The 25,108-nt window shown below is 44.3% G+C and carries 20 protein-coding genes; 11 read left to right on the forward strand and 9 right to left on the reverse strand.

The genetic code is table 11. The features are described from left to right. Positions 1-89: 89 nt before the first annotated feature. The 5 genes from clpB to AAJP47_RS00410 form a co-directional block, all read right to left on the reverse strand. Positions 90-2,687, reverse strand: a complete 2,598-nt coding sequence (gene clpB / locus AAJP47_RS00390) for an ATP-dependent chaperone ClpB (protein WP_346715934.1) — start codon at positions 2,685-2,687, stop codon at positions 90-92. 206 nt (positions 2,688-2,893) lie between these two features. Beyond that, entirely contained in the window at positions 2,894-3,463 is a 570-nt protein-coding gene (locus AAJP47_RS00395) for a L,D-transpeptidase family protein (RefSeq protein WP_346715935.1), read from the reverse strand. Positions 3,464-3,588: 125 nt separating this feature from the next. Next, the gene (locus AAJP47_RS00400; protein ID WP_346715936.1) at positions 3,589-4,377 is read right to left on the reverse strand and encodes an SDR family NAD(P)-dependent oxidoreductase; all 789 of its coding nucleotides are present in this window, start codon (positions 4,375-4,377) and stop codon (positions 3,589-3,591) included. A 119-nt stretch (positions 4,378-4,496) separates the two neighbouring features. Then, on the reverse strand, positions 4,497-6,266 hold the full coding sequence (locus AAJP47_RS00405) for an AMP-binding protein (RefSeq protein WP_346715937.1): 1,770 nt from the start codon (positions 6,264-6,266) through the stop codon (positions 4,497-4,499). A 445-nt stretch (positions 6,267-6,711) separates the two neighbouring features. Further along, entirely contained in the window at positions 6,712-7,830 is a 1,119-nt protein-coding gene (locus AAJP47_RS00410; protein WP_346715938.1) for a DNA topoisomerase IB, read from the reverse strand. Positions 7,831-8,013: 183 nt separating this feature from the next. Between AAJP47_RS00410 and AAJP47_RS00415 the strand changes: the two genes are divergently transcribed. Continuing rightward, positions 8,014-8,466, forward strand: a complete 453-nt coding sequence (locus AAJP47_RS00415) for a GNAT family N-acetyltransferase (protein ID WP_346715939.1) — start codon at positions 8,014-8,016, stop codon at positions 8,464-8,466. 244 nt (positions 8,467-8,710) lie between these two features. Here AAJP47_RS00415 and ppnP read toward each other — a convergent pair whose 3' ends face one another. The 3 genes from ppnP to AAJP47_RS00430 all read right to left on the reverse strand — a co-directional run bounded on the left by ppnP (position 8,711) and on the right by AAJP47_RS00430 (position 11,084). Next, positions 8,711-8,995, reverse strand: coding sequence for a pyrimidine/purine nucleoside phosphorylase (gene ppnP / locus AAJP47_RS00420; RefSeq protein WP_346715940.1), 285 nt, complete (start codon positions 8,993-8,995; stop codon positions 8,711-8,713). A 32-nt stretch (positions 8,996-9,027) separates the two neighbouring features. Beyond that, positions 9,028-10,123, reverse strand: a protein-coding gene (gene prfB / locus AAJP47_RS00425) for a peptide chain release factor 2 (protein ID WP_346715941.1) whose coding sequence is annotated in 2 segments (ribosomal slippage) — positions 9,028-10,050 and positions 10,052-10,123 — 1,095 coding nt in all. Because the reading frame shifts where the segments join, the coding sequence is not laid out codon by codon here. A 259-nt stretch (positions 10,124-10,382) separates the two neighbouring features. After that, entirely contained in the window at positions 10,383-11,084 is a 702-nt protein-coding gene (locus tag AAJP47_RS00430) for an HAD family hydrolase (RefSeq protein ID WP_346715942.1), read from the reverse strand. A gap of 138 nt (positions 11,085-11,222) precedes the next feature. Between AAJP47_RS00430 and AAJP47_RS00435 the strand changes: the two genes are divergently transcribed. Beyond that, positions 11,223-11,672, forward strand: a complete 450-nt coding sequence (locus tag AAJP47_RS00435) for a hypothetical protein (RefSeq protein WP_346715943.1) — start codon at positions 11,223-11,225, stop codon at positions 11,670-11,672. 133 nt (positions 11,673-11,805) lie between these two features. Here AAJP47_RS00435 and AAJP47_RS00440 read toward each other — a convergent pair whose 3' ends face one another. After that, positions 11,806-12,342: a gamma carbonic anhydrase family protein gene (locus AAJP47_RS00440; protein WP_346715944.1), complete on the reverse strand. Its 537-nt coding sequence runs from the start codon at positions 12,340-12,342 to the stop codon at positions 11,806-11,808. 564 nt (positions 12,343-12,906) lie between these two features. On the opposite strand from AAJP47_RS00440, the gene carA reads away from it, so the two are divergent. The 9 genes from carA to AAJP47_RS00485 all read left to right on the forward strand — a co-directional run bounded on the left by carA (position 12,907) and on the right by AAJP47_RS00485 (position 25,015). Continuing rightward, entirely contained in the window at positions 12,907-14,136 is a 1,230-nt protein-coding gene (gene carA, locus AAJP47_RS00445; protein ID WP_346715945.1) for a glutamine-hydrolyzing carbamoyl-phosphate synthase small subunit, read from the forward strand. A 14-nt stretch (positions 14,137-14,150) separates the two neighbouring features. Continuing rightward, positions 14,151-14,435 (forward strand): hypothetical protein, encoded by a 285-nt coding sequence (locus tag AAJP47_RS00450; protein ID WP_346715946.1) that lies wholly within the window; start codon positions 14,151-14,153, stop codon positions 14,433-14,435. A 127-nt stretch (positions 14,436-14,562) separates the two neighbouring features. Then, entirely contained in the window at positions 14,563-15,339 is a 777-nt protein-coding gene (locus AAJP47_RS00455) for a hypothetical protein (RefSeq protein WP_346715947.1), read from the forward strand. A gap of 237 nt (positions 15,340-15,576) precedes the next feature. Continuing rightward, positions 15,577-18,840 (forward strand): carbamoyl-phosphate synthase large subunit, encoded by a 3,264-nt coding sequence (gene carB, locus AAJP47_RS00460; protein ID WP_346715948.1) that lies wholly within the window; start codon positions 15,577-15,579, stop codon positions 18,838-18,840. 323 nt (positions 18,841-19,163) lie between these two features. Continuing rightward, the gene (gene greA / locus AAJP47_RS00465) at positions 19,164-19,640 is read left to right on the forward strand and encodes a transcription elongation factor GreA (protein ID WP_346715949.1); all 477 of its coding nucleotides are present in this window, start codon (positions 19,164-19,166) and stop codon (positions 19,638-19,640) included. A 427-nt stretch (positions 19,641-20,067) separates the two neighbouring features. Beyond that, positions 20,068-20,937 carry a hypothetical protein gene (locus tag AAJP47_RS00470; RefSeq protein ID WP_346715950.1) on the forward strand — a complete coding sequence of 290 codons (870 nt, stop codon included), beginning with the start codon at positions 20,068-20,070 and terminating at the stop codon, positions 20,935-20,937. 298 nt (positions 20,938-21,235) lie between these two features. Then, a complete protein-coding gene (locus AAJP47_RS00475; RefSeq protein WP_346715951.1) occupies positions 21,236-22,504 on the forward strand; it encodes a putative DNA modification/repair radical SAM protein in 1,269 nt (422 codons plus the stop codon). A gap of 172 nt (positions 22,505-22,676) precedes the next feature. Next, positions 22,677-23,549 carry a TIGR03915 family putative DNA repair protein gene (locus tag AAJP47_RS00480; RefSeq protein ID WP_346715952.1) on the forward strand — a complete coding sequence of 291 codons (873 nt, stop codon included), beginning with the start codon at positions 22,677-22,679 and terminating at the stop codon, positions 23,547-23,549. A 332-nt stretch (positions 23,550-23,881) separates the two neighbouring features. Further along, positions 23,882-25,015: a glycosyltransferase gene (locus tag AAJP47_RS00485; protein ID WP_346715953.1), complete on the forward strand. Its 1,134-nt coding sequence runs from the start codon at positions 23,882-23,884 to the stop codon at positions 25,013-25,015. Positions 25,016-25,108 lie beyond the last annotated feature (93 nt).

Consider the following 25,108-nt stretch of genomic DNA (forward strand, 5'->3'; position numbering starts at 1 on the left):
AGTTGCTAGTTGCTAGTTGCTAGTTGCTAGTTGCTAGTTGCTAGTTGCTAGTTGCTAGTTGCTAGTTGCTAGTTGCTAGTTGCTAACTATTAACTCATTCTTAGTTTATCAAAAACCAGCTTGTCATCGGCGCCAACATCGACTTTGATGATGTCGCCCGCGACAAAATCGCCTGCCAGTAGTTTCAATGACAATGGATTTTCGATCTCTTGCTGAATGGCGCGTTTGAGCGGACGTGCACCGTAGACCGGATCATAACCGACTGCCACCAGTTTATTCATTGCATCAGCTGATAGCTCAACATCTAGCTCACGATCGTGCAAGCGTTTGCGTAAGCGCTCCAATTGGATATCGGCAATGCCTGCCATCTGCGACATACCAAGCGGATGGAACACCACAATCTCATCAATACGGTTGACAAACTCAGGGCGGAAATGCTGTCCCACAGACTCCATCACCTCAGCTTTGATGTCCTCATAGCTTTCGCCAACCATCTCTTGGATCTTATGAGAACCCAAATTACTGGTCATGATAATCACGGTGTTTTTGAAGTCCACCACGCGGCCTTGTGAATCTGTCAAACGCCCATCATCCAATACTTGCAACAAGATATTGAACACATCGGGATGCGCTTTTTCAACTTCGTCAAACAAGATCACACTATAAGGCTTACGGCGTACCGCTTCCGTTAAGGTGCCGCCCTCTTCGTAGCCGACGTATCCTGGGGGCGCGCCGACCAAACGACTGACGCTGTGCTTCTCCATGTATTCGCTCATATCGATACGAACGATTGCTTCTTCACTATCGAACAAAAAGTTTGCCAGTGATTTCGTCAGCTCCGTTTTACCGACACCTGTTGGCCCTAAGAATAAGAATGAGCCTGAAGGACGGTTCGGATCAGACAAGCCTGCCCGACTACGACGCACGGCATTTGCCACCGCTTCTACTGCTTCATCTTGACCGATGACGCGCTCATGGAGTGCCTCTTCCATCGCCAGCATTTTGTCACGCTCGCCTTGCATCATTTTACTGACTGGAATACCCGTCGCAGCCGCCACCACCTCAGCAATCTCATTGTCTGTGACTTTATTACGTAGTAGTTTGACACCGCTACCCTCACCCGTCTGCTCTTTTTGCTCAGCCAAGTCAGACTCATGAATACGGCGCTCTAACTGCGGAATGGTTTCATATTGCAGCTTACTCATGGTTTCGTAATCGCTTTCGCGACTGGCTTTGTCATAAGCGATACGTGCTTTATCCAGCTCGTCTTTTAGCTGCTGGCTGCCTTTGACCAAGGCTTTTTCTGCTTGCCATACCTCGTTGAGATCCGCATATTCTTTTTCCAGCTCTTCAATTTGAGCATCGAGCACTTTGCGTTCTGCTTTTGCACCAGCGTCTTCTTCGTTCTTTAACACTTCACGCTGCATTTTGAGCTGAATCAAACGACTATCAAGCTTGCCTAAGGCTTCAGGCTTGCTGTCCATTTCCATACGCAGACGACTGGCAGCCTCATCAATTAGGTCAATCGCCTTGTCGGGTAATTTGCGATCAGTAATATAGCGATGACTCATGCGAGCCGCAGCAATGATGGCGCTGTCCTGAATATCAACCCCATGATGCAGCTCATAACGCTCTTTGAGACCACGCAAGATGGCAATGGTATCTTCGACCGTTGGCTCATCGACCAGCACTTTTTGGAATCGACGCTCAAGGGCGGCGTCTTTTTCGATATACTGGCGATATTCATCCAAGGTGGTCGCGCCGACACAGTGCAGCTCACCGCGAGCAAGCGCAGGTTTTAGCATATTACCTGCATCCATCGCGCCTTCTGATTTACCAGCACCAACCATGGTATGCAGCTCATCGATAAACAAGATAACGTTGCCTTCTTGCTTTGCTAAGTCACTCAATACGCTTTTGAGGCGCTCTTCAAACTCACCGCGGAATTTTGCCCCGGCAATGAGTGCGCCTAAGTCTAACGACAACACCTCTTTACGGCGTAGCCCTTCTGGCACATCACCATTGATAATCTTTTGCGCCAACCCTTCGACAATTGCGGTCTTACCGACGCCCGGCTCACCGATGAGTACTGGGTTATTTTTGGTACGACGTGACAGCACCTGAATGGTACGGCGAATCTCTTCGTCACGCCCAATGACTGGATCAAGTTTGCCAAGCTCTGCCTGTTCAGTCAGATTGATCGTGTATTTGTTAAGCGCATCACGCTGATCTTCCGCGTTTTGGTTGTTGACCGTGTCATTTCCGCGCAACTGCTCAATGACTGTTTTTAACTTACTCGCGGTCACGCCTGCACTTTCAAATATCTTTTTGGTTTCGCCTTGCTCAGCGAGTACCAACATCACCCATTCCGTTGCAATATAGTCGTCGCCTTCTTTTTGCGCTTGGCGATCGGCTAAGTTTAAAACTTTTACGGAACTTGGGTTTAAATTAACGTCGCCTGTCGGCTCTGCAATCGTCGCTTGATTGTCCAATGCTTTTGCCACGCCATTCTTCAAAGCGGGGATAGAAGCACCCGCTTGCTGGCAGATAGACAAGTTAGATTCATCTTGTAGCAATACCGCCAGCAAATGGACAGGATCAATACCAGTATGATCGCGTCCCAACGCTAGGCTCTGTGCTTCTTGAATCGCGGATTGCAGTTTTTGCGTAAATTTCTCAAATCTCATGATTGTGTCCTTTTATAATTGGTATTATCAGTGGTCGCTCTAGACGCTAGCGCCCGCTGTTATCTGTCATTTATATAAGGTATATATGCAATTATTTCAAGATAGTGGATCAATAAAACCTTACTAGAAATAATGATATTTATTTTGAAAAAATCATCCAAAAAATGGCATCATGAATTAGGGTGATAATCAGAGACTCAAGCCGCTTACTCAACAATTTCGATCAAGGTGCCGACATTTACCGCTGCCATGATTTCATCCATCTCATCATTGGTAACGGCAATACATCCTTCGGTCCAATCACGTTTTTGATTGAGCCATGCCAGATGGCCAAAGCCATTCATTTGCCCATGAATCATGATATCGCCGCCCGCATCGACGCCTAAGGATAGTGCTCGTGCTTTATCAGCAGCGTTGGGATAGCTGACGTGGATGGCGCGATGGGCGATGGAGTTTTCATTTTTGTAGTCCAACAGGTAACGTCCGACTGGTGTACGCCCATCGCCTTCTTGCTCTTTGTGCCCGATAGGATCAGGCCCTAACGCAATATGATAAGAGCTAATCACGTCGTCACCGCTCAATAGTTTTAACACGCGCTCTGATTTGATAACCAATACTCTGTCAATAACGACCGTATCAGAAAAAGATGATGGCTGCTTTAAAGCGGTTTTGATATAAGCGATGGCACTTGCACTGACGATCATAAGCAAACCCACTCCTACCACTATGAATAGCCAGCTTGGATATCGACGAGATTTTTTATAAAAAAATGACATGGAACTTGATCCTTATCATTAACCTTAACATCAATGAATGACATTCTTATTAATAACACTGTATCAAAGCACCATGCCATATTTTGTAGACAAGTTTTGTGCAAAAGCGATGGAAATAAAGTGGACTAAACCATACGAATCGCCCCATCTAAGCGAATAACTTCGCCATTTAAATAGGCATTGTCGATAATGTGAGTGACCAGCTTGGCAAATTCATTTGGATTGCCCAAGCGCTTAGGGTAAGGAACGCCTGCCTCTAGCTGCTCACGCGCTTTTTCGGGAATACTTTGCATCATTGGCGTGGCAAAGACGCCGGGAGCAATGGTCATGACGCGAATACCATGACGCGCAAGCTCGCGTGCCAGCGGCAAGGTCAAACCAACCACGCCCGCTTTGGACGATGCATAGCTGGCTTGCCCCACTTGACCATCGAATGCAGCGATAGACGCAGTATTAATAATGACGCCTTGATCGGCATTGTTTTCAGTCGTGGTTGCGTGGCTATCATTGGCCACCCGCTTAACAATACTGGCTGCAACCAAACGCGCAACGTTGAACGAACCCACAAGGTTGATATTGACCCCGCGACTAAAGGCCTCTAAATCCGCTGGATTGTTGTCACGATCCAATAGTTTTTGTACCACGGCGATGCCCGCACAATTAACGGAACCTTGCAAACCACCGAACGCCTTTTCTGCCATATCGATAGCTACTTGTACCTCGTCCCCACTCGTGATGTCGCAACGTACAAAACGGGCTTTATCACCCAGCTCATCGATCAATGCTTGCCCAACCGCTTCGTTCAAATCAGCGATAACCACATTGCCGCCTTTAGCAATAATCTCTCGAACCACAGCCTCGCCTAGCCCAGATGCGCCGCCTGTGACCAAAAAACTGTGCTTTTCAATTTGCATAATTATTCCCTTAATCTCTATTTTTATTCATTGTTTTGTTTAGATGTCTTTATCCCATCCCAATACGTTGTTTGAGGCAGAGTATGTTTGAAACAAACTGTATTTGAAACAGACTGTATTTAAGCCTCTGATAAACTACGTAATAAGAAGCGCTGAATCTTGCCACTTGGGGTCTTTGGTAAGGCGTCTATAAACTCAACTTCACGAGGATAGGCATGGGTTGACAGGCGTTTGCGTACCAACTCTTGAATTTGCTTGGCAATCTCGTCCGTGGCTTCGACACCTTCTTTGAGCACCACATAGGATTTGATAGTATGACCGCGCACCTCATCTGGCACACCGACCGCTGCAGACTCTGCCACCGCAGAATGTTCTAGGACGGTATTTTCGACATCGGTTGGTCCCACGCGGTAACCTGCGGTGATAATAATGTCATCATCGCGTCCAGAAAACCAATAACTGCCATCACTATGCCGCTCAACCACATCGCCTGTTAGGTAGTAATCATCAGCGAATGCTTGCTTCTCATTCCAGCTATAACCCTGAAAATAAAACGCGGGTGACTGACTCACCACAACGGCGAGCTGACCTTGTTCACCATCAGGCAATACCTTCATATCCTCGTCTAATACAACGAGCGTATGCCCAGGTAGCGCCATCCCCATTGAGCCGACTGGAGACTCATGTGCTAGTGCATGATGCGCACAACAAGTCATGCCCGTTTCTGTTTGCCCATACTGATCTTTCACTTGGCAATTCAGATAGGTCTCGACCCAGTTGACCACTTCGGTATTGAGTGTCTCACCTGCGGAGTTGGCGCAGCGTAACGATAATTTGTCACTGCTATTACTGCTATTACTGCTATTACTGTTGTCACTGACGTCATTACTGGCGTCATCATCCGCATTATCAAAAACGCCGCTCGATTTCATCATTCGAAACGCCGTTGGTGAGGATGCCAAATTGGTAATATTATGACGAATCATAAAGTCACGGGTATTGGTCGCATCAAAGCCAGCTTCGTTAAAATGAGTAGTAACGCCCAATAACAGCGGGCCTGTAATCGCATAATACAGTCCATACGCCCAGCCCGGATCTGCCATATTCCAATAGTTATCGTCATCGCGTAAATCAATGGCGTAGCGCATATACAGATAAAAAGTAGGCAGCGCTGACAATGGCACGCTGACCCCTTTCGACTTACCGACAGTGCCTGAGGTAAACATCTGCAAAAATGGCGCATCGGTATCGAGTATGACTGGTGCTATCGTTTGCGGCTGTGCTTGTATTGAGGCAGCATACTCATCATCGCCCCAGCTATTATGGTTCTCTTTATGATCGCCATCGCCCTGACCATTCGCTTTATGGCTAACCAGCACCATTTTGGTTTGCTCAGCCAAGTCTTCAAACTTACCGCGATTATCGACATTGGTGAAGACGACTTTGGTACCTGCCTTGTCCATTCGATACTTAATAGAATCATATCCAAAAGCAGTAAATAAGGGCTGGTACACCGCGCCAATTCGCCACGTCGCCAAAACGATGGTCAATAGCTCAGGCGTACGCGGTAGCATGGTCGCGACTTGATCGCCTACTTGTACGCCATACGATTTCAACAGATTGGCAACTTGCGCACTGGCATTATCAAGCTCAGCAAAGGTCATTTTTGACACACTGCCTGAGGTGTCTTCGTGCACCAATGCAATATTATCGCCGCGACCGTCACGCACATGACGACCACAGCATGCCATATATGCGTTCAAACGATCGTCTACATGATCGCCAAAAATCTCCTTCAACAAGTCATTCATGTCAAAATTATTATAATAATCGCTGTAATGTGTTGAGGAGTTTTCTAAAGATGAGGCATTGGAAGAGGAGGTATTCATAAGCTAATCCTTTAGCAATAACAAGTAATTGGTAAAATAACTGATATAAAAAGCGAAACGGTCATATCCTATAGACCGTTTCCTATTCCAATCTTGATTGGAGACACTCTATTATTAGCGCATTTTTATTGTTATTTCAATACGTGGCGTATCATTTTTATTTTCTCATTCCTACTAGAGACAGTTCAAAATAAAATCAATACGTAAATAGCAACATGCTACAGGGTAAATTTTTCTTGATTCCTGTTGGGAGCCGTGACAGAGGCTGCAAAAAACTTACCTCAGTCGCACTGTATCGGTTTTAGAGTAACTCGGTTATATTTAATAAAAGTGACTTATAAAACAGTCCTGAATTCATTTTCAAAAATATGTGAATACTTAAAAATCGTTATGGTCAGCTGAAAGTAAAACAGTTGCACCAGCTATATAAAATCTTTACTACCAGTTAAGCATCAGCACGTAAAAAGCCAAGCAATGCCTTTTCCTCACAGCTTTGATATTGTTTGGTACGTCCACGGCGCGCTTGCTTATAAGGCTCAAAGAATTGTCCTGCTAAGAACTGTTCAATAACGCTAGGATTGATATAAGACGCACGGCAAACGGCAGGCGTGTTACCAAGCGCTTCTGCAACGGCCTTGACCATATCCGTGACCAGCTGCTGACGCTCAGCACTCTTAGGAGCGCTGGCTAATATTGCTGCGCCCTCTGATGTCTGTAGTGCTTCATACAGATGATTGGCGGCAAGCACACTCGCCATCCATGTGCGAAAATCCTTTGCACTATAAAGCTTGTCACTGTTGTTACTGACGCAAGTATGTGTACGCAAATACTCATTGATATCAGCGCTATCGACTGTTTGTTTGTGCCCACTGTCATCTAGATATTTAAAGATCTGATAACCGGGGAGTTCAGAACAGGCTTGGATAATATCGATTAAGCGCTCGTCTTGTAGCTCGATGTGATGCTCTTTTGCGCTTTTGCCCACAAAATCAAAGGCCAGACCTGTTTCCGTCTCGCTTACATGTTTACTTCTTAAGGTACTCAAACCGTAGCTTTTATTGAGCTTGGCGTAGCGACTATTACCGATACGAATTAAGGTGGTTTCAAGCAATTTGACCACTGCCGCAAGAACATTATCTCGTGATAGCGGCGCCGCTTCCAAATCTTTTTCGACTTGAGCACGCAAATTTGGTAGCGCTTCAGCAAAGCCTATCATAGCGTCGAACTTCGCTTGATCACGCACGCGATCCCATTCTGGATGATATAGGTATTGTTTGCGGGCTTTGTCATCGCGGCCCGTCGATTGCAGATGGCCTTTTTCATCTTGGCATATCCATACCTCCGACCACATCGGCGGGATAACCAACGCATCAAACCGGCGGCGCAGCGCTTTGTCTTTGACCGTCTTGCCAGTTGCATCACGATAGGTAAAACCTTTTCCCCAACGTTTGCGTCCATAGCCCGGTTCATTGTCGCTCACATAACGCAAATTCGCCAAGCGAGCGAGGTGCTCATAATCGTGGCGCACATCTTTGGTGGTGGTTTGCTGCTCTGTTTTAGCCATAAAAATACTCGTTCGATACAGGAATAATGAATCGTTTTAGCATAATGAAATGTGGTTGTTTTTGCTGTTTATTTGCCACGGACAAAGTGTAATCCTGTGTAAAACAAAGTGGATGTAAGGGTTCTAAACAATGAGTTTTTGAGGCATAATCTAGCAAAATTCAAAACTTAAGTTGAAAAAATTATGACAAATTCATCTATAACCATAGCCCCCTTGTCTAAAGCTGATTACGAGCGTTGGCTCGATTTGTGGCAACATTATCTGACATTTTATGACGTTGTATTACCCCTTAGCACAACTGAAAACACGTGGCGCAACTTACTAGAGAAAGACTTGGCTATCTATGGCTTTGGCGCGTGGAAAAATAATATTTTGATAGGCATCAGCCATGTGGTGCTGCATCCCAATACTTGGAATACCACAGAGTGTTGTTATCTAGAGGATTTGTACGTTAGTGAATCGGTGCGCGGGCAAGGCGTGGGGCGAGCGTTGATTGAGTATGTGTACGACTTTGCCAATCAAAAAAACTGCAACCGTGTCTATTGGCATACTCAAGAAAGCAACACATCAGCGCGTACACTTTATGACAAGCTTGCAGACTTGACCGATACGGTTCAGTATAGTACAAAATTATAATTTTTAGCCATGCGCTTACAGCCATTTCAAAACAAAATTGATATGTTAATCGCTATGAGCGACTGGGATGAATTTTCTGTAGCCTCTGTTCCAGCAGCAAGCAAAGAAAATTCATCCCAGTCGCAGGGCATCGATTTTAAAGGTAGTCCACGATACATAGAATTAACTTGAAGATAAAATAAAAAAAACGCCAAGCGTCAGACACTTAGCGTTCTTTATGAATACCATTTTAATTTAGAGAATACTATTTACCATAAGTGCATAAATAAGCAGTTTCTACCTCAACCTTGACGTTGAATTTTTTATTGGCTTCTACTGTGAACTGCTCGCCCGCCTTAAAGGTTTGCCACTCATCACTGTCAGGCAGCTTGACCGTCAATGCACCGCTCACCACACTCATGGTCTCAAACTCACTGGTGCCAAATTCATACTCACCCACTTCCATCACGCCGACAGTCGCAGGCAGCGTTGCTGTTTGAAAGGCAATAGAAGTTACTTTATTATCAAAATAGTTGTTTACGCTTGGCATCATTCATCCTTAATTATATGTTAGTTGATATTTTATAGACCTGCTTTGAGACTTGCCTCGATAAACTGATCGAGATCACCATCTAGCACCGCACCCGTATTAAAGGTTTCAACGCCAGTACGCAAATCCTTAATACGAGAATCATCGAGCACGTAGGAGCGAATCTGACTGCCCCAACCAACGTCAGACTTGTTGTCTTCGACCGCTTGCTGTTTTTCCATGCGTTTTTGCATTTCAAGCTCATACAGCTTGGCACGTAGCATTTTCATGGCCGTGGCTTTGTTGCCATGTTGGCTGCGTTCATTCTGACATGTCACTACCACGCCGCTTGGCTCATGGGTGATACGCACAGCTGAGTCAGTGGTGTTGACGTGCTGACCACCAGCGCCCGATGAGCGATAGGTATCGATGCGCAAATCCGCTGGATTGATATCAATCTCGACATTGTCATCGATTTCAGGGGACACAAATACCGCTGCAAACGACGTATGACGGCCATTATTGCTATCAAATGGCGACTTACGTACGAGACGATGCACGCCAATCTCGGTACGAAGCCAACCAAAGGCATAATCGCCTTTGATCTCAATCGTCGCGGATTTAATCCCAGCCACGCCGCCTGCCGATACTTCGATTACGTCCACCTTAAAGCCGTGTGCTTCTGCCCAGCGCGTGTACATGCGTAGCAGCATCTCTGCCCAATCTTGTGCTTCTGTACCGCCACTGCCCGACTGAATATCCAAATAGCAATTGTTTGGATCCATCTCACCACTGAACATACGGCGAAACTCTAAATCAGCCACCCGAGCCTCAGCATTATCAAGTTCCGCTTGCACATCAGCAAGCAGCGATTCATCCCCTTCTTCTACTGCCAGCTCCAGCATCGCGGACGCATCTTCTAATGTGGTTTCAAGCGATACGACCACATCGATGACGCCGTCCAGATGGCTTTTTTCCTTGTTAATTTTGGTGGCACGCTCTGGATCATTCCAAAGCTCAGGGTTCTCTAATTCTAAATTGACTTCTTCTAAGCGCTCTTGCTTACCATCGAAGTCAAAGATACCTCCGTAAGTCCTGTCCACGCTCAGATAAATCTTTAATTTGTTCTTGATACGGATTGATTTCCATAACGTTTCCTGTCTTTTATAATAATGGTGAATAAATATATGACCAGTAGAATGCTAATCTAGTCAATTCAACTTAGAAAGAATACCGTGTTGCTGGGAGGAATTTTTCGACACCTCTGTTGGCAACGCCACAGCAAGCGAGAAAAATTTATACCAGCATAATACTGTTTCTGGGTCACACTTTTATTTTGAATCGACTGTATTTTAAAGAAGATTAAGACCAAATGTTTGGCTAATTATTGGTCACTTGTCTTAAAAAACTAAATCGACCAATCTTCTACTGCCCATCGATGCGCCAAAGCACGCGCGTGCAGCGCCTCGTCAGGCGACACACAGACTGCCACGTCTGCCCACTCAAGCAATGGAATGTCATTTTTGGAATCTGAATACGCATAGGTTTTTGCAAACGTCACACCTGATGCTTGCTGTTTCTCAAGCCACTTATTCAGATGATAAATTTTGCCTTCTTGAAAATTTGGTTTGTCCGTCAATTTGCCTGTATAGCGCTCATCTTGTATCTCAAGTGGTGTCGACAATACATTGGCGTCTTCAATACCAAAACGCTTGGCGATGGCCGAGACCACAAAATTATTGGTCGCAGAAATAATCACCACTTCATGACCTTGCTCCACGTGCTGACACAGCACTTCCATGGCTTTTGGGCGAATGTGCGGCTCAATTTCACTTTTAATATAATCTTCACGCAGCTCATGAAGTCTTGCCATCGGTAGACTACTCAAAAACTGAGCGACAAATTCATTGTATTCAGTCGCATCAAGCGTGCCTTCGATATAATCCTGATAGAACTTCTGATTGGCTGTGCGATATTCAGCTTCATCGACGAGATTGTGCTTGACGATATACTCGCCCCACAAATAATCGCTATCGACGTCGAGCAACGTATGGTCTAGATCAAATAATGCCAATTCTTTTTGAACCTTTTGTGTGTGACTCGCCTGCATAATAAGACCTTGTTATCGTTGGTTTAAGAATATAAGTTTTTATAAAATAGCTGTTGTCATTAATTTTTAATGCTGTTAATACTGAATACATATATATTTTATGAATAAAAAATGTGATCAATCACTTTTGAGAACGTTATGAATGCATCGAACCATAAACCCAACCCGTCCAACAGACCACGCCGTCCTACACGCTCAATTAGAGCCATCCGGCAGCGCCCGTCGGATAACGATGAGCAATCACTCTTCTCGCGTATGATATACGCGCTGTTGAACGGTTTGCTCTATGGTATTGGCGGCTTACTGCTGGATCTAACCATTGTGGTCATTCGCTCCATCTTCGATTTGGGCAATGGCGAGATTTTTTGGTTATTTACGCCGTTTTTGTTTTTACTTGGGGCTTTAATGGGTTTTATCGTTGGTAAATCCGCTGGGGCAGAAAGCGTCAATGCGTTAAACATCGACGAGGCGGGTAATAATAACCCCTACCTTAATGACCACTCTACCCGTCACAGTATTTTTCGCGGATTGGTAATTGGCATCGCCATTTTCGCCATTATTTGGCTGGTCATGATGCTGATGGCGTAGCGTCTACTGATTTATAGGCTATAGTCAACCCAATACAAAAAAGGCACAGCAAGCAAGAAAAATTGGTTCCAGTCTCACTCTATCATTTCTTGTATCCATTTTATTTAGGATCAACTATATTTAATACGACCACTTAGTCTGGCATGGCAATTTCTGTTAAGCCTTTTTTAAAACTCTGACAATGCTCGGCATAGTGCAACGCGGATAATTTGAGCATTGCCGCTTGCTCATCTGACAAAGTTTTGACCACTTTTGCAGGTGCGCCCATCACCAACGAGTTATCGGGAATTTCTTGTCCTTCTGTCACTAACGCATTGGCCCCGATTAGGCAGTTTTTACCAACCTTGGCGTTGTTTAATATCACAGCGCCGATACCAATCAAACTGTTGTCACCTATCTCGCAACCATGCAGCATGGCTAAATGGCCAATGGTCACATAATCGCCAATCTTGATTTCGATACCGGCATCGGTATGAAGCACACTGTTTTCTTGGACATTACTATAATTACCGATACGAATGTGACCGACGTCTCCGCGAATCACTGCGCCAAACCAAATACTGGCTTGATGACCCAAATACACATCGCCCATGACCTGAGCTGAGTCTGCCACCCAGCCGTTGAATGGCACGGCAAATTCAGGCACTTTGTCTAAATATTGATAAATCATAACGACTCCTTGTTATATTTATTGTCATTGTCACCCTAAGAAGTAATAAAAAGAAGTGACAAATTTTATTTATTCTACCAGTCAGCTAATCACAAGATTGATGACGATTAGTCGTAGAGAATGCCGTCTATTGTGGCAAAGCACTCTCTTAAAATCCAGTCCTATTAATGTAGGCTTAATGGTTGCTGTAGTCACAAAAAGTAAATGGGCTATTATTTGCTTAGGCTATTTTTAATATGAGTCGCTTTTTTAATACAAATTTTCGTGAACAATAGAACTGAATCCATCAACTTAGAAAATCGGCTGGCTATTTTCGCTCGTATTGTATATAATGCGCAAAATCTGTGCCTAAGCGAGCGGACATGATGCAAGTTACCTATTCACTATCTAGTGAGTTTTGTAGTTTTCATCTTTAATGTCTTCTCGCTTTTTTGTGGAAAAAATTTGGGTTTAACGCTTTTTTAAGTCTATTTAGCCGCAGTTAGTTAAATGTAAAAAGCCAATTTCTTCAGAGTTTTGAACACAAATAGTCATGGCACTCACAAATAACAGCGGAGGCAACCCTTGAATTCATCGACAGAAATACAAGCAATTTTGGCATTAGCAGACGGTACGATCTTTCGCGGTATTAGTATCGGTAGCCTTGGTCATCGTGTCGGTGAGGTGGTATTTAATACAGCCATGACAGGGTATCAAGAAATCTTAACTGACCCAAGTTACGCCCGTCAGTTGGTGACCCTTACCTATCCGCATATCGGCAACACAGGCACCAACGCGGAAGACACCGAATCTGGTAACGGTCATCAAGTATGGGCCGATGGTCTTATCATTCGTGACGCAACTATGGTGACCTCAAACTTCCGTAACTCTGAATCGCTCGCTGATTATCTACAGCGCAATAATACAGTCGCTATCGCTGAAATTGACACACGCCAATTGACGCGTCTACTGCGTGATAAAGGCGCTCAAAACGGCTGCATCTTTACGGCTTCAAACGGTGAAACGATCACAGCCGATGATGAGCAACAAGCCATTAAATTGGCACAAGCATTTGCTGGTCTCGAGGGTATGGACTTAGCAAAAGAATGCTGCACCAAAGACAGCTTCGAGTGGACGGCAGGTACGTGGGATCTATCAGACACCCTACTCAACCGTGATGTAGTGGGAAGCCATGACAGTGGTACGGGCGGCTTCTTTAAGCAACTTGGCACCCATGTCGATTCAAAATACAACGTTGTCGCTTATGACTTTGGTAGCAAAACCAATATCTTGCGTATGCTGGTAGACCGTGGTTGTCATGTGACCGTCGTGCCAGCACAAACGCCGATTGCAGACGTGCTAGCGATGAATCCAGATGGTATCTTCTTATCAAATGGCCCAGGCGACCCTGCGGCTTGTGATTACGCTATTGATGCCGTACGTCACATCATTGAAGAAACCAATGTTCCTACTTTTGGCATTTGCTTAGGTCATCAGCTCATCGGTCTTGCTAGCGGTGCCAATACCATCAAAATGAAAACCGGTCATCATGGTGCTAACCATCCCGTACAAGATCTAGCAACTGGCACGGTCATGATTACCAGTCAGAACCATGGTTTTGCGGTTGATGAAGACACGCTACCTGACAACGTAAAATCCACGCATCGCTCATTATTTGACGGTACCAACCAAGGTATCGAGCTAACCAATAAGCCAGTATTTAGCTTCCAAGGTCACCCAGAAGCCAGCCCAGGCCCGCATGACTGCGCGCCATTGTTTGATAAGTTTGCGGAGATGATGGAAAAGGCTAAATAGTGAAGGTATAAACGATGAAGAGTAATAACAGTAAATTACGATTTCGTTTTTTAAACTATACTGTTATTACCTTTGCCTTATCAATTGCTGCTACTCAAGCTGCAGTAGTGGATTCATGTACAGCGATTGATGCCGACTTAGCAACAAATTATAAATCTGTGGCTGAGAGTTCAAACTATTATGGAGCCTATAATAGTACTAAGTTTGATGAAGCCATTAAACAATTCTATGGCACCATCACTCACTATACCGTTATGTCTAAAAGTCTATTATTTCATCAACTTTCCTGTCGTGATTGAGTCAGAGGAAATACATATACGGTGAGATGACCAATCGTCTGATTGAGTATTAATTTAAAGATGAGTTATTTAGGAAAGTTACACCTTAGTTTTAATACTGCTATTCACTAGTTAAAAAGGTTGAAAGATGATGGATAATAAAATGATAAAAAGCATTTCAATTAAAATTCAACTCTTTCGCCTACCTTTAGTGTTAGTCATAGCGACATCACCAGTTCAGGCGCAGATTAATACAGTTACCACCTTGTCGGATAATAGTAAATACAATCAATTCGTTGAAAAATATGGCGATGATCTTGATGCCGAAATGTATAGAGAGTTTTCATTGCCAGATTTAAGTTTTGATGAAGTACAACTGGCTGAGTCTATACTCGATCGTGTTTACAATTTATACCCTATCGCTTTTTACAACTATGCCTTCGATCAAGACGTCGCTGGAATAACTCAACAATACACTACTTATAGTCAGGCTTTAAATACTGGAAACCTTAAAGACGAAGAAAAAACAATTGCTCAGTGCCTAACTTATACAAATCAACCTTTAAGATATAAAAGATTCGCTCAGTATTTTGCCTACGAATATGTTGATGATCACTCTATTGAAGAGGTGCAAGATGGTATAGCAATGCTGAACCACTTTTTTATAGATGATCTTGCAATGGCATCTCAAACAGGTGATACCAACGACTTAGATAGTGATTTTAATTATAAATTAAAGCAGCAAGGCCTTGAAGACGCCTATGAAGATTTCCTCAACTCAGCAGATTATAAAGAAATTAAAGAATTGACCAATCTAGAAGTTGGAAAAAGAAGTGGTGAGCCTGTGATGCCTTTATTTATATATGCTAATTATATGACTTGCGGATATCTGACTAAAGGAATTATGAATGAACGGATTAATTAGCAATAGTAGTGGAGCATCACTTTGAGAATTGCCAATAATTTAGCTAAATATATAATTATGCAAAGCGTCTACCTGTTCAACTAAGAAGTGGTTTTAGGAAGATAGTCTCTAAAATTCGATAGGATTTTCCCCTAGTGAATATGACTAAGCTACCGCTATATGAAAAATGATATTTCTCTAAATTTTCTTTAAATATTTTAAAAATCCCAAACCGCCAAAATAGGACTTAAAAACATTATGCCAAAACGTACCGACATAAAAAGCATTCTTATCATTGGCGCAGGCCCCATCGTCATCGGTCAAGCATGCGAGTTTGACTACTCAGGCGCACAAGCGTGTAAAGCACTAAAAGAAGAAGGCTACCGCGTCATCTTGGTCAACTCAAACCCTGCGACCATCATGACGGATCCTGTCATGGCTGATGCGACTTATATCGAGCCGATCACGTGGCAGACGGTTGAGCAAATTATTGCCAAAGAGCGTCCTGATGCCATTTTGCCAACGATGGGCGGACAGACAGCGTTAAACTGTGCGCTAGATTTAGACAAGCACGGCGTCTTGACCAAGTACAATTGCGAGTTGATTGGCGCAACCAAAGACTCGATTGAGATGGCAGAAGATCGCAACTTGTTTGATAAAGCCATGAAGCGTATCGGCCTTGAATGTCCGCGCGCCGAAACTGCTGAGACCATGGAAGAAGCGTTTGCCACTCAAGAAAAAATGGGCTATCCCTGTATTATTCGTCCTTCATTTACCATGGGCGGTTCGGGCGGCGGTATCGCATACAACCGTGACGAGTTTATCGAGATTTGTGAGCGTGGGTTTGACTTATCACCAAACCATCAGCTGCTGATCGATGAGTCATTGATCGGTTGGAAAGAATACGAGATGGAAGTGGTTCGTGATAAAAACGACAACTGCATTATCATCTGTGCCATCGAAAACTTTGATCCAATGGGTGTGCACACAGGCGATTCAATCACGGTTGCGCCAGCACAAACCTTGACTGACAAAGAATACCAAATCATGCGTAATGCTTCATTAGCAGTACTGCGTGAGATTGGCGTGGAGACTGGCGGTTCAAACGTCCAGTTCGGTATCAACCCTGACACAGGTCGTATGGTCGTCATCGAGATGAACCCTCGCGTCTCGCGCTCATCAGCATTGGCATCAAAAGCCACTGGTTTTCCAATTGCCAAAATCGCTGCCAAACTGGCGATTGGTTATACATTAGATGAATTGCAAAATGACATCACTGGCGGCAAAACGCCAGCGAGCTTTGAGCCTGCGCTTGATTATGTCGTCACTAAGATACCTCGTTTTAACTTTGAAAAATTCCCGCAAGCAGATGATATCTTGTCAACGCAGATGAAATCGGTTGGCGAAGTCATGGCGATTGGTCGTAACTTCCAAGAATCGATGCAAAAAGCATTACGTGGTATGGAAACAGGCGCGGACGGATTTGATGAGCAAATCGACTTATCAAAAGTGAGCACTGACAAAGCCCGTTCTGAAATCATCAATCGCTTAACGATTCCAACGCCTGATCGTATTTTTTATATCGCTGATGCGTTCCGTGTTGGCATGAGTGTCGATGACGTGTTTAATTTTACCAAGATTGATCCATGGTTCTTGGTGCAAATTGAAGACATCGTGAAAACAGAAACCACGGTTAAATCGCTTGGTTTTGGTGGATTGAATGAGAAAAACTTACGCAGCTTTAAGCGTAAAGGTCTATCAGATTTGCGTTTGGCGAAATTGCTTGGCGTGTCACAAAAACAGCTACGCAAAAAGCGTTGGGACTTGAACGTCTATCCCGTTTATAAACGTGTCGATACCTGTGCGGCAGAGTTTGCCACCAGCACCGCTTATATGTACTCAACATACGATAGCGAATGTGAAGCCAACCCAACTGACAAAAAGAAAATCATGGTCATCGGTGGCGGCCCAAACCGTATCGGTCAAGGTATCGAGTTTGATTACTGCTGTGTCCACGCCGCACTTGCCATGCGTGAGGATGGTTACGAAACCATCATGGTTAACTGTAACCCAGAAACGGTTTCAACCGATTATGATACATCCGACCGCTTATATTTTGAGCCAATCACATTAGAAGATGTGCTTGAGATTGTCCGTATCGAAAATCCTGACGGCGTGATCGTCCAGTTCGGTGGTCAAACACCATTGAAGCTTGCGCGCGCGTTAGAATCAGCTGGCGTTAAAATCATCGGTACCAGCCCTGACGCAATTGACCGCGCTGAAGACCGTGAGCGCTTCCAGCATATGATTCAGCAGTTAAACCTAGTACAACCATCGAACGCACTAGCGACCAGCTTAGAAGACGGTTTGGTCAAAGCAAAAGACGTCGGTTATCCATTGGTGGTACGTCCATCATATGTCCTTGGTGGCCGCGCCATGGAAATCGTTTATAACGAAGATGAGCTAAGACATTACCTACGTACGGCGGTTCAAGCATCAAACGAAGCGCCTGTCCTGCTGGATCGCTTTTTAGATGATGCCATCGAAGTCGATGTAGACTGTGTTTGTGACGGTACAGATGTTGTCATCGGCGGTATCATGCAACATATCGAACAAGCAGGCGTTCACTCTGGTGATTCGGCTTGCTCACTACCACCCTACTCGCTATCAGATGAGCTATGTGACGTGATGCGCGCCCAAACGATTGCTATGGCGAAAGAGCTTGGTGTGGTCGGTCTTATGAACGTCCAGTTCGCGGTTAAAGGCGAAACGGTTTATATCCTAGAAGTGAACCCACGTGCTGCCCGTACCGTACCATTTGTTTCTAAGTGCATTGGTACGTCATTGGCGCAAGTCGCGGCGCGCTGTATGGCTGGCACATCCTTAAAAGACCAAGGCTTTACCACCGAAATCGTGCCTTCGTTTTTTGCGGTCAAAGAAGCAGTATTCCCATTTGCCAAGTTCCCAGGAGTTGATCCCATCTTGAGTCCTGAGATGAAGTCAACAGGTGAAGTCATGGGCGTCGGCAAAACCTTTGGCGAAGCGTTTTATAAAGCCATTATCGGTAGTAATGAGCGTCTGCCAGGTCTGCCTACTGAAGGTGAGACCAAAACGGTCTTTATTTCAGTTCGTGATAGCGATAAAGCGCAAATCGCTCCTATCGCCCGTCAGCTCGCAGACTACGGTTTTAGCATTGTCTCAACCACAGGCACGCAAAAAGTACTGAGTGATGCGGGTATTGAGTCCAAACAAATCAACAAAGTCACTGAAGGCCGCCCACATATCGTTGACGCCTTGAAAAATGGCAAGATCGACCTTATTATTAATACAACCGAAGGCAAGCAAGCGCAAGAGGACTCGTTCTCTATCCGCCGTAGCGCGCTACAAGGTAAAGTATTTTATGTCACCACATTAGGGGCGGCAGATGCCATCTGTAAATCTTATGCGATTGACTTGCCATTTGAAGTCTATAAGCTGCAAGATTTGCACGAACAAGCAAAGACTATTGACGTGGCTGAATAATTTCAGTAGATTAAGCATATCCGCTAAGCTCGTATGGAGCTTAGCCAAGACTTGTTATTAGTTTTTTATATAACAATCGTGCTTTAAAAAAACAATCTCTTTAAAGAGACAAACCTACAAAAGCATAGTGGCTGAACTGCGACTATGCTTTTTATTACGTAAGGTTCGGTGTGCTTAAGACGAGAAGTGAACACGCTGATTGACAGCCCGTTTATTGATGGCGCTGTTAGAACCTCACTCTTTTTATATTTCATACTCATTGCAATCACATTGACACCATCTCCTTATGAGATGGTGTGGTGTTATTGGTTTAAGGAAAAAACATGCAACGTTATCCCATGACTCCGCAAGGACACGCGGCTTTAGAAGCCGAATTAAAACAGTTAAAAAGTGTCGACCGTCCACGCATCACCGCTTCTATTGCTGAAGCTCGCGAACACGGCGATCTAAAAGAAAATGCTGAATATCACGCAGCCCGTGAGCAACAAGGTTTTTGTGAAGCGCGTATCCGTGACATCGAAGCCAAACTTGGCGGCGCGCAAGTCATTGATCCAGCCACGCTACCAAAAGAAGGTCGTGTCGTCTTTGGCGTTAGCGTCATAATCGAAAACATGGACACTGAGGAAGAAAAGCAGTACAAAATCGTCGGTGACGATGAGGCTGACTTCAAAGCAGGCAAAATCTCAGTCAACTCACCGATTGCTCGTGGTCTTATCGGTAAATTTGAAGGCGACGAAGTACGTATCGAAACCCCAAAAGGCGTGGTCGAATATGAAGTAATGAAGGTCATATACGATTAATCTTAAGTATTCCAGTAAAGGTTTTATCCTAAAAATCTTTTGATAACCGCTATACTTTAGAATAAATAAAGTCGTTTGATTGAGACAATGAACGAAAAAATCGCTCAAAACCTCATTATTTAGCTCGAAATATCAGTATTTATGCACCAGCAGTTACACAATGCTGCTTTTCTACTCAATTCGTTTTGGCGCATAATTCTCTGAATATAGAGAATCAATTGAGTACCAATATCTGTATGGCTGCGATGGTTAAGTCATTTGGTATGATATCTAATAAAAGTAATGATGTTGATAGTGAAGGCTAGCTATCATCAGTACCGATTCCCTTGTTATTTGGCATACTCAGTTGTGTCATTTAGCAGGGGTTTTTCTTGTCTACTCATAATTTTTAGCGGCTTTATTTTTTGTTATCTTAAAGGAATCTTTTATGGACATGAACCTTGATACCTCAATATCGGTGGCAGTATCAGCCATGATAGCGGGCACGGTATTAGCTGTATCCTCAGCACATGCGGCGCCTGAAATCGCCATTAGCTCACCTATTGGCGGTAGTACCACTGTCGTTGAGCAATATTCTGATGGCAAAACAGCAACCATTACGGCAACGCCAAACGGTGTGACCATGCAAGATGGTATGCCTTATGCTGTGACCCAAGTGACCACGACCCCGCGCTATGTCGTCAGCCAAGGTAATAACAATACAATCGTGACTCAAGGTCGCACCACTGTCACCAGCGTACCTGTGACGAATCAAGTCACCAATGCTGTCAATCAAGTCAACGTAGTCACCACACCCGTTAATACGGTAACCCAAGTCACGCCAGTCGCAGTGACTCAGTTGCCAGTGACTCAGTCGCCAATGACTAGTCAAATCACCACAACGACTTCTTTGGACGCGTTACAATTGACCCCAACGTTTAGTACGCCCGATCTTGTCAATGCGCAAACCAAGGTCATGAAAATATTAAAGAACAGCGCTGGACGTGATGTCGCAGTTCCGGCCAACCACATAGCACCTGGTGATATTATCGAATATCATACTACTTACACCAATACCACCGCCCAGCCTGTCAACGATATCAACGCCATGGTGTCTCTACCGACTAACGTAAGACTGGTATCGTTGAATAGCCCGCTACCAACACTTGCAACCATGGGTGGTGACAGCTATCAAACCATTCAACAAGTGGGCAATACCACTGTCATTCAAGAGAACTACTCGGGTCTTAAATGGAACTTGGTAAATCTCGACCCTAATGCTGCTCAAACCGTGGTTATCCGTGCCAAAGTTCAATAAAAGTTTAATAAAACGTCTGTTTTAAGATAGTAAGTATGAAACCGTCTTAATCTTTCAAAAGGTCTTGTCCGCTAGATTGATAGTTGACAAGGCCTTTTTTTGGTCTTTAACAACGGATGCTAACTCTTAGTAGTTGCTGCTTTTTATTTTTTACAGCGTTACTTTTATTGGCTATAAACGACTTTTAGAGTGCGACACTATCTGTCGTATGATTCTATGATTTCACTTATAAATACAATAACTTAACGCCTATTTTGCTAAAATAGTCTTTCATTAATACATTGGTAAGTATCCACTTATGGCAGCTATCAATTACGAAAGACTACAGGGCAAACTCAATATTTTAGCAGACGCTGCTAAATACGATGTTTCTTGTTCCTCCTCTGCTGGCACCCGCAAAAACCAAGGCGGTGGTCTTGGTGATGCTTCAGCAACAGGAATTTGCCACAGCTATACCGAAGATGGCCGCTGTGTCAGCTTGCTAAAGATCCTTTTGACCAATCACTGTATTTATGATTGTGCTTATTGTACCTCTAGAAAGAGCAATGACACGCCACGCGCCGCTTTTAGTGTGGAAGAAGTGGTTGATTTGACCATGCAGTTTTATCGTCGTAATTACATTGAAGGATTGTTTTTAAGCTCAGGGATTTTTAAAAGCGGCGATTATACAATGGAGCGGTTGGTCGAAGTGGCCAAGATATTGCGCACCCGCGAGCGTTTTAATGGTTATATTCACCTAAAAACCATTCCCGGTGCATCAAAGGAGTTGTTGTTAGAAGCCGGACTCTATGCCGATCGTCTGAGTGTGAATATTGAAATTCCAACCAAATCAGGCCTTGCCCTGCTCGCACCAGAGAAGTCACATGAGCAACTAAAAGCCCCGATGGAGACGGTCAAAGAAGAGATTATTACTATTCGTGAAAGCCGCAAAACCCATAAGAAAACGCCCAAATTCACACCCGCAGGTCAAACCAGTCAGATGATCGTTGGTGCCAGTAATGAGACAGACTTACAAGTTATTCAGCTCTCAAGTCACTTTTATAAAACCTATGACCTCAAGCGCGTCTACTACTCAGGCTATGTGCCCATGCTGTCTGATAATCGTCTGCCAGCGATTGGAACACCCGTGCCAATGGTGCGTGAAAACCGCCTGTATCAAGCAGATTGGTTAATGCGTTTTTATGGCTTTGGCGCGCATGAAATTGTAGAGCCTGAGTCGCCTTTTTTAGACTTGGACTGTGATCCAAAACTGGCATGGGCCATCCGTCATCGTGAGCACTTCCCTGTCAATATTCAAACCGCGACTTATGAGATGATCGTACGTATTCCTGGTATTGGCACGAAAACGGCCAAAAAAATCCTCAAAGCCCGTAAGTTTAATCAGCTGACTTTGTATCATCTAAAAAAGATGGGCGCGGCGGTCAATCGGGCAAAATACTTTATCGCCACAACGGGTAAAAACGAGCATTTAGCGCACTTAACGCGTGATAACTTTCGTCAATATGTGCTGGCACAAACGCAAACCAAGTTCAAAGATCAGCGCAGTGGGCAGCTGGCATTGTTTTAAATATATAGTCGATCCACTATAGAGTAAATACAGCAATACTGGCGACCATTTTGCGCCGCCTCTGTCAGCAACGGCACAGCAATCAAGGAAAATGGTTGCCAGTAACACTTAAGACCATACCTTACATTTCAAAATGCACCATAATATTCCTACCGTCATTTTAGGATAAAAAATGTCACAACTTGCTCTAAACGCCACTTATCCGGTCGGTCAATTAACGCCCAGTATTGTGCTTTATGAGCCAAGTTTTGAAGGCTGGCTTAGCGCGGTGTTTTATGTTTATGAGCACAAATTGCAAAACGAGCCAGCCTTACAACTGTGTGCGCAAGATTGTTATGTGCCGTCATTGATTGCTCAAGTAGTTAGCGTGGATAACAATGAAGACAATGCGGAGCGCGTATTGGTGAGACTGAATAAGCTGTTAGGGCGCTCGGGCATGCGCAATATCTTATGGGGATTTTTATCCGAAAAAGACAATATCGGCACAATCTTATTTCAGGTGATTAAGTACGCCATCGACTACCCTAATCGTCAGGTGATGCAAGACTTGGGGCATTTAGAAGTGCTCGAGTTGGTACAAACCGTAAAGTCTGTCGGGCGTGAAAAACACCGAATGGAGGCGTTTGTGCGTTTTGAGCATACAACGGAGGATATTTATTTTGCGCGTGTCGCCCCTGACTTTAATGTTTTACCCTTGATTGGCGAGCATTTTCGCCAGCGTTACCAAGATCAGCACTGGGCCATTTATGATCTGGTTCGCGGCTATGGTATTTATTATGATAAAAGCCAAAGTACGCCTTCACGACCTGCTGCCTTGCAGACCATCACTGAACTTGATGATGCAGTTCTACGTAATCCTGCCAGTATCCATAGCGATGACGAGCAGCGTTATCAAAAATTTTGGCAAGGCTATTTTACCAACGTCAATATCAAAGAGCGTAAAAACGCACGGTTGCACAAGCAATACTTGCCCCAGCGCTACTGGAAATACTTGAGTGAAAAACAGGTATTGCCCAATGCTGAACATCTACAAAAACGTCGCTAAACGTTTTAACTTTGTCATTCAAAATGGTGGCACTATTCAAAGGCACGATATTATTGAAAACGTTGTCTTGCTTTGAATAATTGATCCACTTTAAAAAACGTCCGGTTATACTGGGAAAAATTTTGCGAAGCATCTGTCACGCCCCGAACCGCTAGCAAGGAAAATTTATACCAATAGAACATGATGGTCATATACGCTACTTTTATTTTAAATTCACATAGATGGCCATTTATGTGACGTTATCTTTTTATCTTGAAGGTTGAGTTTTCATCGCTTTTAATTGACAATAGCAGCTCGATATCTTTAACCCGTGACCCTGTGATTATGCCATTATGAAAGTTATGCGCTTACTGTCGTCTTTAAAACATGATGAATCCGAGCGCGGTATTTTTCATCTTGGACGCGCATTGGTCAAAAATGGACACAGCTCCATCATTATCTCAAGTGCGGATGAAGACAATGACTTGGTCAGACGTCTAAAGCGTGATGGTAATGAGTATCATCAGTTGCACATCAACAAAAAATCTTGGCTGTCATTGTTGCAAGTCAATGCTCTGCGCCACTTAATCGAAAAATACGACCCTGATGTCATTCATGTACATTCGCGTACCCCAGCGTGGATACTACATTTGGCAATGCGCCGCGCCCGTGTTAAACGCGTGCCCAAGCTAGTATCGACCATGTATGGCTTTTATCCGATCAATAAGTACTCACAAGCCCTGCTCAATGTTGATACCATTATTACGGTGTCCGATAGTGTCACCAATTATCTAAAAAAAGGCCTTCGTCTCGAAGACGCTGATCCTAAAACCATCAAACGAATTTACCGCGGTGTCGATACGCGCCGCTATCCGTATCGACACAACCCTTCTGTATACTGGCTCCGGCATACCTTTGCTGAATACCCTGAGCTTGAGCATAAGAAGTGGCTGGTATTTCCCACCGTCATCGGTAATGAGTACGGTCAAGAGTGGCTGATTGATATCTTGGGCAATTTACAGGAGCAATTCCCCAACATCCACGCCATTATCATGGATGATGACTATAGGGACAACGATGTCGCTCATCAGGATTTTCGTCAGCGTACCAATGCATTGGGGTTGGCTGATCGCATTACTTATGTGGGCAGCAAACGGAATGACATGCGCGAGTGGCTTTCAGCGGCCAACATCGTGATGGCACTTGCTAACGAACCTGAATCGATTGGCATTAATGCATTACAAGCCATTCACTTGGGAACGCCTGTGATTGGTTGGGATCAAGCGGCTTTTAGCGAGATTTTACAGCCTCTCTATCCGCAAGGACTGGTAAAAAAATACAATGCCAAAGCGCTATGCAAAGCGGTTAGAAATCAGCTTGAGAGTGTCACGCGCCCTGAAATGACCAACAAATTCACCATGCGTGAGATGATTGAAGAAACCCTTGCGGTTTATCAAGGGCTTCATGACATGGCATTAGTAGAATAACAGGCGGCCATTGAGGCCGCTGCTGTCAGAAGAATTAAAAAAGTCTTAAAAAAACGCCTTCTTTTACCCCTGATTCTGACCATAAACCTGCCA

Source organism: Psychrobacter halotolerans (assembly GCF_039680845.1).
Lineage (GTDB): Bacteria > Pseudomonadota > Gammaproteobacteria > Pseudomonadales > Moraxellaceae > Psychrobacter.